This window comes from Marinomonas vaga, from assembly GCF_055388305.1.
Map to the genome: position 1 here is coordinate 1,241,783 of NZ_AP043903.1, position 15,576 is coordinate 1,257,358.

Annotated in this window: 15 protein-coding genes; 3 read left to right on the forward strand and 12 right to left on the reverse strand. The window is 47.3% G+C overall.

Features of this window, described 5'->3' with window-relative positions; genetic code table 11:
- Positions 1–3: 3 nt before the first annotated feature.
- Positions 4–525: a putative pterin-binding protein gene (locus ACZ5DR_RS05780; protein WP_377366071.1), complete on the reverse strand. Its 522-nt coding sequence runs from the start codon at positions 523–525 to the stop codon at positions 4–6.
- A gap of 226 nt (positions 526–751) precedes the next feature.
- Between ACZ5DR_RS05780 and cysZ the strand changes: the two genes are divergently transcribed.
- Together cysZ and ACZ5DR_RS05790 are read left to right on the forward strand one after the other, a co-directional pair.
- Positions 752–1,522, forward strand: coding sequence for a sulfate transporter CysZ (gene cysZ, locus ACZ5DR_RS05785; protein ID WP_377366070.1), 771 nt, complete (start codon positions 752–754; stop codon positions 1,520–1,522).
- A gap of 9 nt (positions 1,523–1,531) precedes the next feature.
- Positions 1,532–2,356: a response regulator gene (locus tag ACZ5DR_RS05790; protein WP_377366069.1), complete on the forward strand. Its 825-nt coding sequence runs from the start codon at positions 1,532–1,534 to the stop codon at positions 2,354–2,356.
- A gap of 39 nt (positions 2,357–2,395) precedes the next feature.
- Here the strand turns inward: ACZ5DR_RS05790 and phoR are convergent, their stop codons facing one another.
- The 9 genes from phoR to ACZ5DR_RS05835 form a co-directional block, all read right to left on the reverse strand.
- The gene (gene phoR / locus ACZ5DR_RS05795; RefSeq protein ID WP_377366068.1) at positions 2,396–3,751 is read right to left on the reverse strand and encodes a phosphate regulon sensor histidine kinase PhoR; all 1,356 of its coding nucleotides are present in this window, start codon (positions 3,749–3,751) and stop codon (positions 2,396–2,398) included.
- Positions 3,752–3,757: 6 nt separating this feature from the next.
- Positions 3,758–4,453 carry a phosphate regulon transcriptional regulator PhoB gene (phoB, locus tag ACZ5DR_RS05800; RefSeq protein WP_377366067.1) on the reverse strand — a complete coding sequence of 232 codons (696 nt, stop codon included), beginning with the start codon at positions 4,451–4,453 and terminating at the stop codon, positions 3,758–3,760.
- A gap of 81 nt (positions 4,454–4,534) precedes the next feature.
- Positions 4,535–5,389 (reverse strand): 4-hydroxybenzoate octaprenyltransferase, encoded by an 855-nt coding sequence (gene ubiA, locus ACZ5DR_RS05805; RefSeq protein WP_377366066.1) that lies wholly within the window; start codon positions 5,387–5,389, stop codon positions 4,535–4,537.
- Positions 5,390–5,413: 24 nt separating this feature from the next.
- Positions 5,414–5,974 (reverse strand): chorismate--pyruvate lyase family protein, encoded by a 561-nt coding sequence (locus ACZ5DR_RS05810; protein ID WP_377366065.1) that lies wholly within the window; start codon positions 5,972–5,974, stop codon positions 5,414–5,416.
- Positions 5,971–7,239 carry an HDOD domain-containing protein gene (locus tag ACZ5DR_RS05815; RefSeq protein WP_377366064.1) on the reverse strand — a complete coding sequence of 423 codons (1,269 nt, stop codon included), beginning with the start codon at positions 7,237–7,239 and terminating at the stop codon, positions 5,971–5,973. The genes ACZ5DR_RS05810 and ACZ5DR_RS05815 overlap by 4 nt, the downstream gene beginning before the upstream one ends.
- A 102-nt stretch (positions 7,240–7,341) precedes the next feature.
- Positions 7,342–8,121, reverse strand: coding sequence for an amino acid ABC transporter ATP-binding protein (locus ACZ5DR_RS05820; protein ID WP_452600447.1), 780 nt, complete (start codon positions 8,119–8,121; stop codon positions 7,342–7,344).
- Between the two features lie 22 nt (positions 8,122–8,143).
- Entirely contained in the window at positions 8,144–9,244 is a 1,101-nt protein-coding gene (locus ACZ5DR_RS05825) for an amino acid ABC transporter permease (protein WP_377366063.1), read from the reverse strand.
- A gap of 10 nt (positions 9,245–9,254) precedes the next feature.
- Positions 9,255–10,427, reverse strand: a complete 1,173-nt coding sequence (locus ACZ5DR_RS05830; protein ID WP_377366062.1) for an amino acid ABC transporter permease — start codon at positions 10,425–10,427, stop codon at positions 9,255–9,257.
- A 105-nt stretch (positions 10,428–10,532) separates the two neighbouring features.
- Entirely contained in the window at positions 10,533–11,555 is a 1,023-nt protein-coding gene (locus ACZ5DR_RS05835; protein WP_377366061.1) for an amino acid ABC transporter substrate-binding protein, read from the reverse strand.
- Positions 11,556–12,104: 549 nt separating this feature from the next.
- Between ACZ5DR_RS05835 and lrp the strand changes: the two genes are divergently transcribed.
- Positions 12,105–12,581, forward strand: a complete 477-nt coding sequence (gene lrp / locus ACZ5DR_RS05840; protein ID WP_055462571.1) for a leucine-responsive transcriptional regulator Lrp — start codon at positions 12,105–12,107, stop codon at positions 12,579–12,581.
- A gap of 62 nt (positions 12,582–12,643) precedes the next feature.
- Here lrp and ACZ5DR_RS05845 read toward each other — a convergent pair whose 3' ends face one another.
- Positions 12,644–13,372 (reverse strand): helix-hairpin-helix domain-containing protein, encoded by a 729-nt coding sequence (locus ACZ5DR_RS05845; RefSeq protein WP_377366060.1) that lies wholly within the window; start codon positions 13,370–13,372, stop codon positions 12,644–12,646.
- 121 nt (positions 13,373–13,493) lie between these two features.
- Positions 13,494–15,575 carry an ATP-dependent DNA helicase RecG gene (recG, locus tag ACZ5DR_RS05850; protein ID WP_377366059.1) on the reverse strand — a complete coding sequence of 694 codons (2,082 nt, stop codon included), beginning with the start codon at positions 15,573–15,575 and terminating at the stop codon, positions 13,494–13,496.
- Position 15,576 lies beyond the last annotated feature (1 nt).

The following is a 15,576-nucleotide window of genomic DNA, read 5'->3' on the forward strand; positions in this document are numbered from 1 at the left end:
GTGTTACTCCTTTGAGTTGAAGACCTCTATGGATTGGATTTGCCAAATGGATCGACCATAGTAAGTTTCAGAACGTAATTCAGGGTAATCGTCAAAGTCATATACGACCATAAGTGGTCCTTTGGTACGCACCGACATGATCTCTTGGTTCTTGCTGTAGGCGATGATGGCGCCAAATTGTTGGAAGTCGCTGACCGGAATCTCGGTGATGTATTGGTTGAGAGCTGTGATTCGTAACATATCGCCCTCTGCGTCAACGGCTGCCAAAAGATCTATGGGATTAAATCCTTGGTAAGTCTGTACACCCTCATTCCATGGGTTATCTGTCGATACTTCATGGCTCGGAAGTGCCATGAGCATGTCTCGATCAAATACCATGCTGTCGCCTTGGTTAGTTTCGTCAATATTGCCCCCTAAGGTCAGAATAATTGGGCCTTTTGGTGCATTGAACTCTAAGGCGAAGCCCGTTACCGAGGTGGTCAATAATAGGAAAGTGAAAAACAGATGGCGTTTAAAAGTATTCATAGGAGTATCTTTCAGGTGTGCAAGGGTTCATGCCAAAGTGTATCAAATTTAACCTGAATACCTAGTGAAAAGCAGTGTGAGATACAAAAGCTTACTGATTGAGGCCAGATCGATTGCTTTGCTGTGTCGAAAATATTTGTTTTCTTTGCCCAGTCGATTAGACGAATATGGTTAAATATCCCAATTAGAAAACGTTCTTAATGCGCGATATGGAAGGTTCTACAACGTGATTACACACCCATTTTTGGCTGCAGGCTCCTTTATTAAGGCACTGCCTTTGTTATTTTCAAAACGCCTACGTTTATTTCTACTGGCTCCCATTCTAGCCAATATTGTTTTGATGGCCTTACTGTATATGGTTGCCCTCAATTATATGTCGACAGCAGTTGATGGCATGATGGGCTATATGCCGGAATGGCTGTCTTTCTTAAATTGGTTATTCTACTTAATCCTTAACATTGTGGTGGGGATCTTGCTTTTTTACAGCTTCTCCGTGGGGGTGAATATTCTGGCAGCCCCATTTATGGCATTTTTGGCAGAAAAGGTGGAAGAACAACAGACGGGAAAAGTCTTTGACGAAGCCATTACTGCAAAGAGCTTGATGCTGATTGCTGGTCGCAGTATCAAGCGAGAATTACAGAAGTTGATGTATTTCTTGCCTCGTTTCTTAGGGCTTCTATTGCTGTCCTTTGTTCCCCTTGTAAACGCTGTATCCCCAGTACTGTTGTTGCTGTTTTCTGCGTGGATGTTAGCGCTTCAATACATGGATTATTCTTTTGATAACAATAAAGTCAGCTTCTCTGAGATGCGGGCGTCATTACGTGAAAGACCGCTACTTTGTTGGACATTTGGTTTTATTGTCATGGTTGGTATTACCATACCTTTGCTAAATCTGTTTGTGATGCCTATCGCCGTGGTGGCGGCTACCTTGCTTTGGATCAAGCTGTATTCCAAGCGCTTTGTAAATTTTTCTGATTTGCTGTCGCAAACTAAATAGGATGCTAATTTGAAAATCCTCGTTGTCGATGACGCCTCGTTTACTCGAGATTTAATCAAGCGTACCGTACGCAAACGCTTCCCTGCTTGCACAGTGGAAGAAGCGGTGAACGGTCGAAAAGCCCAGAAAATGCTGGAGCAGATTCCTTTTGACATGGTGTTGTGTGATTGGGAGATGCCTGAAATGACGGGGGTTGAGCTATTGCAGTGGTGTCGCGAGCAGCCCCAGTACAAAAAGGAGACTTTACCGTTTGTGATGATCACCAGTCGGGGGGATAAGTCCCATGTCGTCGAAGCGGTGAAATCTGGGGTAACGGATTATCTGGGGAAGCCATTTTCACCGGATCAATTGATTCAAAAAGTGGTTTCGGCTGCAAAGAAACATGGTATCGAGAAAAAACTGGGCAGTGCTCCCGCTCCCGTTTCTGGTTCTGGGGGCACAGGTGGGGACTCTTTGAGCATTCTCACCAGTGGTGCGAAGTCAGTGCCCAGTCAAAAGGGCGGTATTATTCAACCCGAGGTGACCTCGAAAGATGTAAAAATCCCCAGCCTGGTGCGCTTTGCTGGTAAAGAGTTCCGCTGCATGGTGATTCATTTCTCAAAAACAGAAGCAACACTCTTGATCAAAAGTGACGATGTGATCCCAACGGTGCTAGATCAGGCGGTGCTAGATTTGTCTTTTGACAGTAAGGTCAACCGCTTGAATTATTATGTTCAAGCCATTGCTACCACAGAGAAGAAGCCTGATTCTGCGTTCTTAACAGTGACCTTGGCTTTGATTGATCAGGATCCAGAGAAAGAAGGTTTCATTCACCAGTTGTTTGAATCCTTGTAATTGAGGTACAAAAAAGCCGTCACACCAGACGGCTTTTTATTATCGATCTGCTGTGCTTTCAGCCTGATCAGATGAGGTGTCGGACGTCACAGCTGCCAGCAGCGCATCTTGACGTACTCGGTCAATTGGAAAGAAACAAGAGAAGGTGCTGCCAACGCTTGGCTGACTACGAATCTGTAGCTTGGCATTGTGGTGAATGAGTACATGTTTGACGATAGCGAGCCCTAATCCTGTGCCTCCAGTGCTAGAGCCACGACCTTTATCCACTCTGAAAAAGCGCTCTGTTAGACGAGGGATATAGCGCGGATCAATACCTAGCCCCTGATCTTCTACCGAAAATACCCCACTGTGCTCAGTTTTCTCCCACGTCACTTGGATTTTACCGCCATTGGGTGAGTACTTGATGGCATTTACAACCAAGTTAGAGAAAGCGCTGTAGAGCTCATTGGATGCCCCATAAATATAGCTGTTCTCTGGGATAGAAAAAGTCAGCGCATGCTGATCAGAGAGGATGGGTTGCGCAGTCTTATTAATAGTGTCGCAGATTTCATTCAAATTCAGCCACTGGTGATCTTCACGCTTATCATTGGTTTCTAAGCGGGATAACAGTAGTAGGTCTTCGATCAAGTGCTCCATCCGTTGGGATTGATCAGACATGCTGTCGACACCCCGTTGCATACTTGCAGGAAGACTGTCTTTAAACATAGAGAGGGTTTCGAGATAGCCTTTAATCACCGTGAGCGGTGTTTTTAACTCATGGGAAGCATTGGCCACAAAGTCTTTACGCATCTGCTCAAGCAGGTATAAACGGGTCACATCGCGCACAAAAATAAGGTGATCATTTTGATCGTAAAGGGTGGTTTGGACTTCCAAATACACGCCTTCTTTGGAGGGCGACTTGATCACTAACGGCTCCCCGAAACGCTTTTGTGAAAAGTAGCGATAGAACTCAGGATTACGCAGTATATTGGTGATGGGCTGACCTCGATCCACTGGACGCATCAGCCCGAGTAACAGACCTGCCGAATTATTCCACCACTCTAAGTTACCTTGGCTGTCGGCCATGATAACGCCTTCTTTTAAGGCGGCAGTGGAGTTCTCAATTCGATTAAGCGCTTGGCGCATACGGCGTTTGGATTTACGTTGCTTCTTCTGCAAGCGATACACCGCATCAAAGACTTCCCCCCAGATACCACTGGATTCCGGAGGGGCAGATTTCCCCGAACGTCGTAACCAAGATTGAAACAAGTACAGCTGATAAAGCTGCCAATAGAGAGACCCCAGCACATACAAAAGAGTTGTGGCTAGGGGATAGCCTATGACGAGGCCAATGGATAACACAGCCGCTAGACCACTTAGCCATGTTAAAATTGCCTTGCGCCAGATTTGTTTCATAAAGTCTTAGGCCGTACGTTTTGCCGAGAAGCGGTAACCCGTACCTCGGACAGTTTGGATCAAAAAGTCGTGGGAGTCGCCGATGGCTTTACGTAAGCGTCGGATGTGAACATCCACGGTACGCTCTTCAACGTAGACATTGCCACCCCAAACTTGATCAAGCAGTTGTGCTCGCGAATACGCCCGCTCTTGATGGGTCATCAAAAACTTCAGCAAGCGGTATTCTGTTGGCCCCATTTCAATTGGCGCAGTGCCGATTGAGACACGTTGGCTAATAGGGTCAAGCAACAGGCCTTCCACTTCGATTGGGTCATCAACACCTTGTGGGGTCGCACGACGTAATACCGCTTTCAAGCGAGCCACTAACTCACGGGGAGAGAAAGGCTTGGTGATGTAATCATCAGCGCCAACTTCTAGCCCTTGAATTTTATTGTCTTCTTCGCTTTTTGCTGTCAGCATGATCACTGGGATCTCTGCGGTGGTTGGATCTTTTTTCAAGCGGCGTGTTAGCTCGATACCACTGCCTCCAGGCATCATCCAATCACATAGGATTAGATCTGGACGGTGATCTACCACGATTTCGTGTGCTTGTTGGCTGTTTTCGGCTTCCATGTATTCGTAGCCAGCCATTTCTAGCGCGACAGCGATCATTTCGCGAATCGGCGCTTCATCATCGATAATTAGTACTTTTTTACCGGTCACAGGACATACCCTCATCTCAGGAACGGTAGATATTAAAGCGGTTTAATGTGACAGCTATGTTAAAATGTCACATCCGCCCTCTCAAATGTAATAGCTTAGAAGTATTCCTGCAAACAAACAGTAACCAACTCGGTTGTTATCAAGAAAGGACTTAAAGCAGGCTTGTCGATTCCGATCTTTGGCTTGTTGATACTGTAAATAGAATAACACCGCTGCGCCAACAATACTTAAGTAGTAAAGCCATCCCAGTTGCGCTAAAACGCCAATCCAAAGCATTAGGGATAAGGTCAGTCCTTGTAAAACAATAATGACAAACAAATCATATTGGCCAAATAGAATGGCGGTGGATTTAATGCCAATCTTAAGATCATCAGGGCGATCTGTCATAGCGTAATAGGTGTCGTAGGCGATGGTCCAGAAGCAGTTTGCGACAAACAACATCCAAAGCTCCATGTCTAACAAGCTGCCTCCCTGAGCGCTGTAAGCCATAGGGATGGCCCATGAAAATGCCAATCCTAAAAAAAGCTGGGGCAGATGCGTATAGCGTTTCATAAATGGATATAAAGCGGCCAAGAAAAGGCCAACAAAGGAGAGCAGAATCGTTTGCCTGTCGGTCATCAGCACGAGCACAAAACTCAGTAACGCTAATCCTGCAAACAGTCCTAGAGCCTCCTTCTCCGACACTCGACCTGATGGAAGAGGGCGGTTTTTTGTACGCTCTACGTGTCCATCCACTTTGCGGTCAGCGTAGTCGTTAATGACACAGCCAGCGGAGCGCATGGCAAAGACACCCAGCACAAAGATGATAATAAGGTGCCATTCAGGCCAGCCATCCGCAGCGAGCCATAATGCCCACAAGGTGGGCCACATGAGTAGCAATGAACCAATAGGGCGGTTAAAACGGGTGAGATCCGCGTAATCTTTAAGTTTACTCATACTTTCCGTTGTTAGATTGATTGACTAAAAGCGCCCAGCGAGGCTCGTGAACTTGCCTATACTAGGATAAAACGCCTCGTTCACCAAAATCCCTGGACCAAATTCCATAAAGATAGAGCGGCGAGCCCAGAGTGCATCAGGGCACTCTTTTAGAATGCCAGCGGGTAATTGTGCCACTTCTATTGGACTGCGCTTGAGAGCGCCCGATCGGTACACGTAACCCCCCAAGGGACGATTCTTCAGGTAAGGTAAGTAGCGCCAAGAGCCACGTAGGGAACGTGCGGGCATAATAGAGCGAGCATAGACCACGGGGATGTCATCAACATGAAGCACAACGGTGCGGATTCTTGCCACTTCCCGATCTTTTAGGCCCAGCCGAAGCCGCTCTCGGGGCGTTGGAACCCCCCAGCGTTCTTCTAAAAGTTCAACCTTGAGTTGCCCGGCACATCTCAGTTTTGCTGTGATGGACTGATCTGTGGCGAGCCAAGGGTAGATGGACTTAGGAATATTCGAACGTTGTAACCGTTGAATCCGGTGCCAGCGATAGTCTAACTGCTGAGCAACCTTTGCATTCATTGAAGTCATTTATTGCCGCTTATCAGTTCGACCATTTTGGCAAGTTCTTTGGAGGATCCCATGACCTTGCTGTAACAGGCCTGGACATCTTCTACAGTGAGTCCCAAATCACTTAGCAGCGTTTGATTAAGTGATGACTCTTCGAACAACTGATGGGATAAGCACAGCAGATTCGCGATAGCATGATGTTCACCACGATATTCCGGCGTGCGGCTGTAGCGAATGCCTGTGTAGATGCCTGCCGGAAGCTGCCAATGTTTCAGTAACCAAGCTCCTAATTGCTCTTTGGTGAAGCGTAGAGTCTGCATCTCTACTACGTCTGCACTTAAATGGGCATTGGCTTCGATATAGCGGGACAAAATACCAAAATGGGGAGGCAGTACCACAGCGATGGCTAGATAACCAAAGTTGTGTAACAGTCCGGCTAAGTAGGCATGCCCTAATCTTGGACGCTTGCCGGAAGGCATTTTACGCACCAGCTCTTCCATGAGTACTGCGTGGGACACAGCACCGAACCAAAAATCTTCATAGTGACGCGGGCCATCTTCAGGTAACTGGAAGGCACTGCCCATGGATAACCCCAGCGCTAAGTTCATTACCATGTCGAACCCGAGCACTCGAATAATGGCATCTTCCACAGACTCTATTTCGCCTTTTACTCCGTAGTAAGGAGAGGTTGCCCAGCTGATGACCTGGGCCGACAGGGCTGGATCTAGGCTAATCACATCGCACAATTCATCAGTACCGGCTTTTTCGTTAGCACACAGCTGGATAATACGATGGGAGGACGCAGGTAGCGGTGGAATTTCTAAGGTCTCTTCAAGGCGCTGCTTCAATCGCACCGATTGAAACTTGCCCAATGCTTTGAACATCTGTTCCGCATCGCTTTCTAAGTCTTTGGCTGGCGTTGGAATCTCACATACAGGAATAGCAAGCGTTTCATAACGCGTTAATGGGCCCTGAAACCGCTCTTTGAACTCTGCTAGTGTCAGTGATTTATAACTTTGGGAGGCGCTACCCCGTAGGTCAATGAGTTCGCTTTCGAGCAGTGACTTATCGATTAAAGTCGGACAGACATTAGGCTTTATAAGAGGGTCACCATCTACATTGTAGTTGGCTACAGGATCAAAGCGACGCTTTGTTAAACGAGACAAAGCGGCCATATCTAACATGCTATCGAAGGGGAAGATAACCTGCATTTTGCCCGTGTGGTCGGCAAGGTGCACGATCCTCACTTTGGTTGTATTCGTCGATTCGACTGGCTGCTCAGACACAAAAAATCCTTTATAAAGACCAATGACTTATATTAGGCCATTATAAACAACAAAAAAGCCCCGTCAGGGGCTTTTTGTATCGAATGCCAAAAAATCTTGATTTTAGTGGTTCAAAATCTGGCTTAAGAACAGTTGTGTACGATCATGTTGTGGGTTCTCGAAGAACTCATGAGGCGTGTTCGCTTCAACGATTTCACCCGCATCCATAAACACAACTCGGTCGGCAACGGTTTTCGCAAAGCCCATTTCGTGTGTCACACACACCATGGTCATGCCTTCATCGGCCAACTGAATCATAACGTCCAATACTTCCTTGATCATCTCAGGGTCAAGTGCCGACGTTGGCTCATCGAACAACATGATGCGTGGTTTCATACACAGACCACGAGCGATGGCCACACGCTGTTGCTGACCACCTGAAAGCTGCCCTGGGTATTTACCGGCTTGGTTCGCGATTTTAACACGCTCCAAGTAATGCATCGCCATTTCTTCCGCTTCTTTCTTAGGTGTTTTACGTACCCAGATTGGCGCAAGAGTCAGGTTTTCAAGGATGGTCAAATGCGGGAACAAGTTAAAGTGTTGGAACACCATGCCCACATCTTTACGGATCGCTTCGATGTTTTTCAGGTTGTCATTCATTTCAATGCCATCCACTAAGATAGAGCCTTTTTGGTGCTCCTCTAGGCGGTTGATACAACGAGTCATGGTCGACTTGCCTGAACCAGAAGGTCCACAGACAACGATACGCTCGCCTTTTTTAACACTGAAGTTGATGTTTTTCAGTACGTGGAATTCACCGTACCACTTGTTTACATCGTTAAACTCGATGATTGCGCTTTCGCCCTGTTCTAGTTGGGCGAGTGCCATATTTCTATCTGTCATGTTAAGGCCTCAAATTCTCTTATTAATTCCGCTTGTGTCCAGTATCTAACTTACGCTCAACCGCCATGGAGTAGCGGGACATACCGAAGCAGATAGCCCAATAAACAAAGCCTGCGAAGGCGTAACCTTCCGTCGTCGTGCCGAGCCAGTTGGCATCATGGTTCGCCATTTGGATGATACCCAAGAAGTCAAACATACCTACGATGTAAACCAGCGTTGTATCTTTAAACAAACCAATGAAGGTGTTTACGATGCCAGGGATCACTAGTTTTAGAGCCTGTGGCAAAATGACTAGGATCATAGACTGCCAGTAGGTCAGCCCCATCGCATCAGCGGCTTCGTATTGACCTTTTGGAATGGCTTGTAGACCACCACGGATAACCTCTGCCATGTACGCCGCAGAGAACATAGTGATGCCGATTAATACACGCAACAACTTGTTAAAGTTCAGACCATCCGGCAAGAACAGCGGAATCATGACAGACGCCATAAATAGGATAGTGATCAAAGGCACCGCACGAATTGTCTCAATGAAAATCACACAGACAGATTTCGCAACTGGCATCTTAGATTGGCGACCTAGCGCCAGCAAAATACCTAATGGAAAAGACGCTACAATACCAATGATACCCAGCAGCATGGTCAAGAACAGACCGCCCCAAAGAGACGTCTCAACCACTTCTAGACCGAATATACCGCCAGCAAACAGGAAGTAAGCAACGATTGGGTACACCACAATGATACCAATCGATAAAAACAGCTTGTTCACTGCTTTGATGGCAAACATGCCCACCATGACAACCAGTAGAATGGCTGCCAAGTTCACACGCCAGTATTCTTCTGGTGGGTAAAGGCCATACATAAACTGATCAAAACGCACCCGGATGAATGCCCAACATGCACCACCGCCTGTACAAGCAGCTTTGGAAGTACCTTCCCATGTTGCATTGAGAATTGCCCAATCAATGACAGGCGGAATTAACAAATACAAAACGTAAAGGCTGAAAATCGTCAGGATGATATTCAGTGGGCTTGAGAAAAAGTTTTTACGAATCCAAGCGACCGGACCGACAGCATTGCTCGGTGGTGGTAGGCTAGGAGAAGGTTTGAATTCAATCGCCATGTGTGCCCCCTTATCGCTCAATTAAAGACATTTTTTTGTTGTACCAGTTCATAAACAATGAAATGGACAAACTTAAAGTACCGTACACCAACATACACAGACCTATGGTCTCAATGGCCTGACCTGTCTGGTTTAGGGTGGTTCCCATTACCACGGCAACAAGTTCTGGGTAAGCGATTGCAGCGCCCAAAGACGAGTTTTTGGCCAAGTTAAGGTATTGGCTGGTAAGTGGTGGAATAATCACTCGCAGTGCTTGTGGTAAGACAATCAAACGTTGAGTGAGGTTGTCTGGCATACCCAAAGAACGTGATGCTTCCGTTTGCCCCCAGTTCACAGACAAAATACCCGCACGTACGATCTCTGCGATAAATGAGCCTGTGTAAGTGGATAGGGCAATCAAAACAGCAACGAATTCAGGGACCAATACCATGCCACCCGTTACGTTGAAACGGCTTTTCTGTGGTAGTTCAAAGTCTACTGGAGAGCCTGCGATGAAGTAAAAGAGCACGGTGCCAAAGACAATAATCGCTAAGGATGTCCAGTAAGCAGGAAACCAAAGCCCGGTACGGGTTTGACGCTTCTTCGCCCAAACGATGAGGGCAATGGAAGCTACGATACACGCTAGGAAGCCAAAGATTACCACACCGAAGGCATCACCAAAAATAGGTGAAGGCGAGTAGATGCCACGCTTATTCAGGAAGAAATCACCAAAAATAATACTGTTGCGTGGGTGGGGCAGGGTAGCCAATACCGCGAAGTACCAGAAGAACATCTGCAACAATAATGGGATGTTACGCAGAGTTTCTATGTATACCGTTGCAAGTCGAGCGACTAACCAGTTCTGTGACAAACGGGCCAAGCCCATGATCACACCGATAATGGTTGCCAATACAATACCCATTAATGAGATAAGGGTGGTGTTAATTAAGGCAACAACAAAGGCACGGCCGTAGCTATTGGCTTCGGTATATTCAATTAAATGGATTAAGATCGGGAAGCCCGCTGGCTCGTTTAAAAACGCGAAGCCCGTGGAGATCCCTTGGTTTTGTAAGTTCGCTTGTAGGTTATGGAACAAATAATAACCGACAGCGAGGACGACAATTAGGAGTACTGCTTGAAACAACAAGGCACGATTGCCTGCGTCGTTCAAGAAACTCGTGTTACTTGCTTTTTGTTCGCTCATCTTGGTTCAGGCAGAGAATGCTCGTCAGATGGATATTCGGAAGGGGGTGCCCAGCGGCTGGTGCCGCTGGGCAAAATCCCTGGTAGGTAAGGGATTAAATACGAATTAACGTACTGGTGGCGCGTAAAGAACGCCGCCTTCAGTCCATAGGTTGTTCACACCACGTGGGAGACCCACTGGAGTGTTAGGACCTACGTTACGCTCAAACACTTCGCCGTAGTTACCTACTTCTGCGATGATGTTGTAAGCCCAATCTGCGTCAAGGCTTAGTGCCTCACCCATGTTACCTTCAGCGCCTAGTAGACGACGAATCGCTGGGTCAGTAGATTCTGCTTTGATTTTCGCAACGTTTTCAGAGCTGATGCCCATTTCTTCTGCGTTGATTTGAACGAATAGTGCCCAAGTCGCAATGTCTTTCCACTGGTTGTCGCCGTGACGAACAACAGGACCTAGAGGCTCTTTAGAAATGGTTTCTGGAAGAATCACGTGTGCAGATGGATCAGAAAGCTTAGAGCGGTGTGCTGCTAGACCTGATTTATCTGTTGTGAAGACGTCACAACGGCCAGAAGCGTATGCCGCTAGCGCTTCGTCTGCTTTTTGAACGATAACTGGAACGTAAGACAATTTGTGCTTACGGAAGAAGTCAGCCATGTTCAATTCTGTAGTGGTACCCTGCTCAGTACAAACTGTTGCACCGTCAAGTTCCATTGCAGAAGACACACCTAGATCTTTACGCACCATGAAGCCTTGGCCGTCGTAGAAGTTAGTCGTAGTGAAGTCTAGACCTAGAGACGTGTCACGAGTGTACGTCCAAGTGGTGTTACGAGAAAGGATGTCGATTTCACCAGATTGTAGTGCAGTGAAACGCTCTTTCGCAGAAAGTGGTGTGAATTTAACTGCTTGTGCATCACCGAAGACGGCAGCAGCCACTGCACGACATGCATCAACGTCGATACCTGTCCAGTTACCAGAATCGTCCGCGTTAGAGAAGCCAGGAACACCTTGGCTCACGCCACACTGAACAAAGCCTTTTGCTTTTACGTCGTCCAATGTTGCGGCAGCTGCACCGGTGCTGATAGTAGCAGCGATCGCAGCGGTAGAAAGAATTTTACCTACGTTCGATTTCATGATTTTGCCTCCCAGGCATTACTAGTTTTTATGTTCAAAATTGGAATCTGATGAGTAGATGCCATTTTCGATTATTTATGTAGCAATTAGCTTGCCAATATTTTTAGTTATTCTTTTGAATTTCTCGTCCAGTGCAATCTTCTAAATTTACACCCTACCACCCTATAGAATTACTGTTACCCCCCTCTCGTCAAGGCGAAATCACTGCATCTGTACGTTTTTTTTCCTTTTTTTGTACATCTTGATAACTATTTGGCAATAAGTACTTTATATCTAATAGCTATCATTTATTTTGTTTACGATTGGTGCGTATATTATTTTTTTTGCTCCAATTTGACGCAATAAACCGGTAGTTTCTGGTGGATATAGGTGATTTTTAGCACCATTTGAATAGATTTGGTGCTATTTGATGCTCTTTGTAATTATTTGGTGCGATGATATAGGGCCACCTGACCAAATGGTTGAGTTTAGCTTATTTTTCCTAAGGTATTTGCCACGTGATAGAATCACGCTAAATTAGGAGTCAGTTATCTTCGGAGCATCATGTTAATGGAAACGTCTGCAAAGCCTTTAGACAGATTGGATAAAAAGATCCTTCGGGAGCTGCAAATTAACGGTCGTCTATCGAATGTTGAGCTTGCTAGCCGAGTAGGGCTGAGTGCCACCCCTTGTTTGGAGCGTGTACGCCGACTTGAGCGCAATGGTTACATTACGGGTTACTGCGCGTTGGTTGACCCTCGTAAGGTGGACGCCGGGTTGTTGGTGTTTGTTGAGATTCGTCTAAAAGCTACGTCTCCAGAGGGCTTTAACGAATTTAAAGAGGCTGTGTCTGAGATCCCTGAAGTCTTAGAGTGTCACTTGATCGCAGGTGACTTTGAGTACCTACTGAAAGCTCGGGTATCAAACATGGACGCCTATCGTCATCTTTTAGGTGAAACCCTTCTGACTCTGCCTCACGTGCGTGAGTCTCGTACCTACGTGGCTATGGAAGAAGTGAAGAACACCACAGTGGTGAAGATTCCTTAATGCTGTCTCCCACATAATAAAAAACCACGCAAAGGCGTGGTTTTTTTGTCTCTGAATTTGAATCAATCCAGTTTTAGTGCTTTTTTTAACTTCTTCAACATGCGTGGCCCCATTCCCTTGATTTTAAGCAAGGCTTCCCAAGAGGTGTGAGGGCGCTTTTCTACGATTTCTTTCGCGACTTTCTTTGGCATACCTTTGACACTTGCCAGCTCTTCTAAAGAGCTTTGATTAATGCTGATGAGGCCGCTGCCTTCTTTTTCTGGGGCTGTTTTCTTGGCCTTAGGTGCTTTGTCTTGCTCCGTTGGCTTTTTACTTTTTACCGGTTTTGAGACTGGAGTGGCTGGTGCTTCTTCGATGCTGACCACTTTTTCTTTAGTGGTGGGAGTCACTGTAGGTTCGACGACCGTTGGCTGCCATGCCACCACATAGGGTACATCAAAAGGCTGGCTATCAATTAACTCGTAGTCAGAGCCATTCCACTCGCGTAATTCTAAGGCTAGCTGCCATTGACCGGCTTCCGGTGCCGTGAAAATCAAGTCATATTCGCAGTTAGATAAATAGTGTTGTCCAGAGAGCTGGCCAATCGTTGTGCTAGCCAGTACCGCTTCGGCACCATCTTGACGGTAGCCACGCAGTTCGATGGCTACTGTGCCACTTAGATTATCAAAACTTCTGTGGTTATTGATCTGTTGAATCGTCAAGGTAATACGATCGCCATGGACGCGAAAGCCGTATGAGCCATTGAATGATAAGTCTTTTTTAAGCGTTAGAGAGTGGGCGATTGCCGACATGGGTCATTCCTCTGATTTAGGGGGTTCCGTTGGGAGGGAAGATAGCCTAAATAGTGAAATGGATATATGAATTTTTGATTAAATACTGATCAATATCGTGAATGCTCTCTATTACGCAAAGCTACACATTGAGATATTGATTATGTTTCGGTAACCAACGTGAGAGTAGGGGAGAAACATGCTCTGGGTAGTCACGATATAATTGTGCTGCGGCGCTTTGTACGCCGTCTAAAAGTGCCTTGTCTCGTTGTAGATCCGCCACTTTAAATTCCAGCAAACCTGTCTGGCGGGAGCCGAGCAGTTCTCCAGGGCCTCGAAGCTCCAAATCTTTCTCAGCAATCTTAAAGCCATCGGTGGTCTCGCGCATGATGGAAAGGCGTGCGCGGCCCTGTTGCCCTAGTGGCGAACGATACAGCAACACACAGTGGCTAGCTGCTTGGCCACGACCCACACGCCCTCTTAGCTGGTGTAATTGCGCTAAACCTAAGCGTTCTGGGTTTTCGATCACCATAAGGCTTGCGTTGGGCACGTCGACGCCCACTTCAATCACGGTGGTGGCGACGAGCAGCTGAATGTCACCGGCTTTAAACCGCGCCATGATGTCGGCTTTTTCTTGGGCTTTCATCCGGCCGTGTACCAAGCCTACTTGAATGCCTTGTAGCTGTTCCATGAGTAGCGTGGCAGTGTCCTCCGCCGCTTGGCACTGTAAGGCCTCGGATTCTTCGATCAAGGTACAGACCCAATAGGCTTGCTTGCCTTCTTCGCAAGCGTGGCGGACTCTTTGAATCACTTCTTCCCGCCGTTGGTCTGAAACCGCAATGGTATTCACTGGCGTTCGCCCAGGGGGGAGCTCATCAATAATGGAACAATCTAAATCCGCATAAGCAGACATGGCTAAGGTGCGTGGTATCGGGGTAGCCGTCATGATCAGCTGGTGGGGCTGGAATCCAGCTTGTAAGCCTTTTTCCCTTAGGGCCATACGCTGATGCACCCCGAATCGGTGCTGCTCATCAATGATGGCGAGGGCCATGCCATGGAAGGTGACGCTCTCTTGGAAAAGGGCATGGGTGCCAACGACGATGGCAGCGTCACCGGAAGCTATGGCCGCCATTTCGGCTTCCCGCTGTTTTCCCTTTAACTTTCCGATCATCCATGCCACCTTGATGCCCAAAGGCTCAAACCAAGCTTTGAAGTTAAGGTAGTGTTGTTCTGCGAGAATCTCTGTAGGTGCCATGACCGCTACTTGGCGACCTTGTTGCACCACGCTGGCGGCGGCTAGAGCGGCCACTAGCGTTTTACCTGAACCCACATCCCCTTGCACTAGGCGCAGCATAGGGTGCCCAGTTGCCATATCTTGCAAAATTTCTTGGGAAACCCGCTGTTGTGCGCCCGTTGGAGAAAAAGGCAGCTGCTGCAACAATGCCTGGTATAAGGCTCCCTGTTCGGTAATGGCAATCGCTCGGTCTTCTTTGGATAGCTGGCGCTTGTTTATCAAGGAGAGCTGGTGGGCCATGAGTTCTTCAAACGACAGGCGATATTGTGCCGGATGGTTACCGAGCTTAAGTTGTTCTAAGTTGGTCCCTTGAGTGGGATGATGTAGAAATTTAATGGCATCGGCCAAGGACGGTAAGCTGAATGCCTCTCTGATGGAATCCGGCAGCCACTCCCGCAGATTGTATGGGGTAAGACGCTCTAGGGCTTGTTCACACAGCTGGCGGATTTTGGTTTGTGTTAAACCCTCCGTCAATGGATAGATGGGCGTGAGTTGGTCCGAGCCATCCAGAGGTTCATCGTCTTTGAGTATGGAGTATTCTGGGTGATAGATTTCAAACCCCGTGCTGCCCCGGCGTATTTCGCCAAAGCAGCGGACTCTTTTGCCTTGCTCAAGTTGTTTCTTTTGTGCGGCAGAAAAGTGAAAAAAGCGCAGGCATAGGGAGCCAGAGTGATCACGTACACGGCAGATCAGGCTACGGCGCTTGCCCATTTTAATCTCACAGCCGACAACGTCGGCTTCAATGACTGCTTCATCCCCGAAGCGTAGTTGTCCAATTGGGACGACACGAGTGCGGTCCTGATAGCGAATGGGCAGATGAAACAGCAAGTCTTGAACTGTATGCAGATTGAGCTTCGCCAGCTTCTCAGCCATGGCGACTCCAACACCTTTAAGTTCTTGAATATCTTGTGTTTCTAATGCATCGACCATA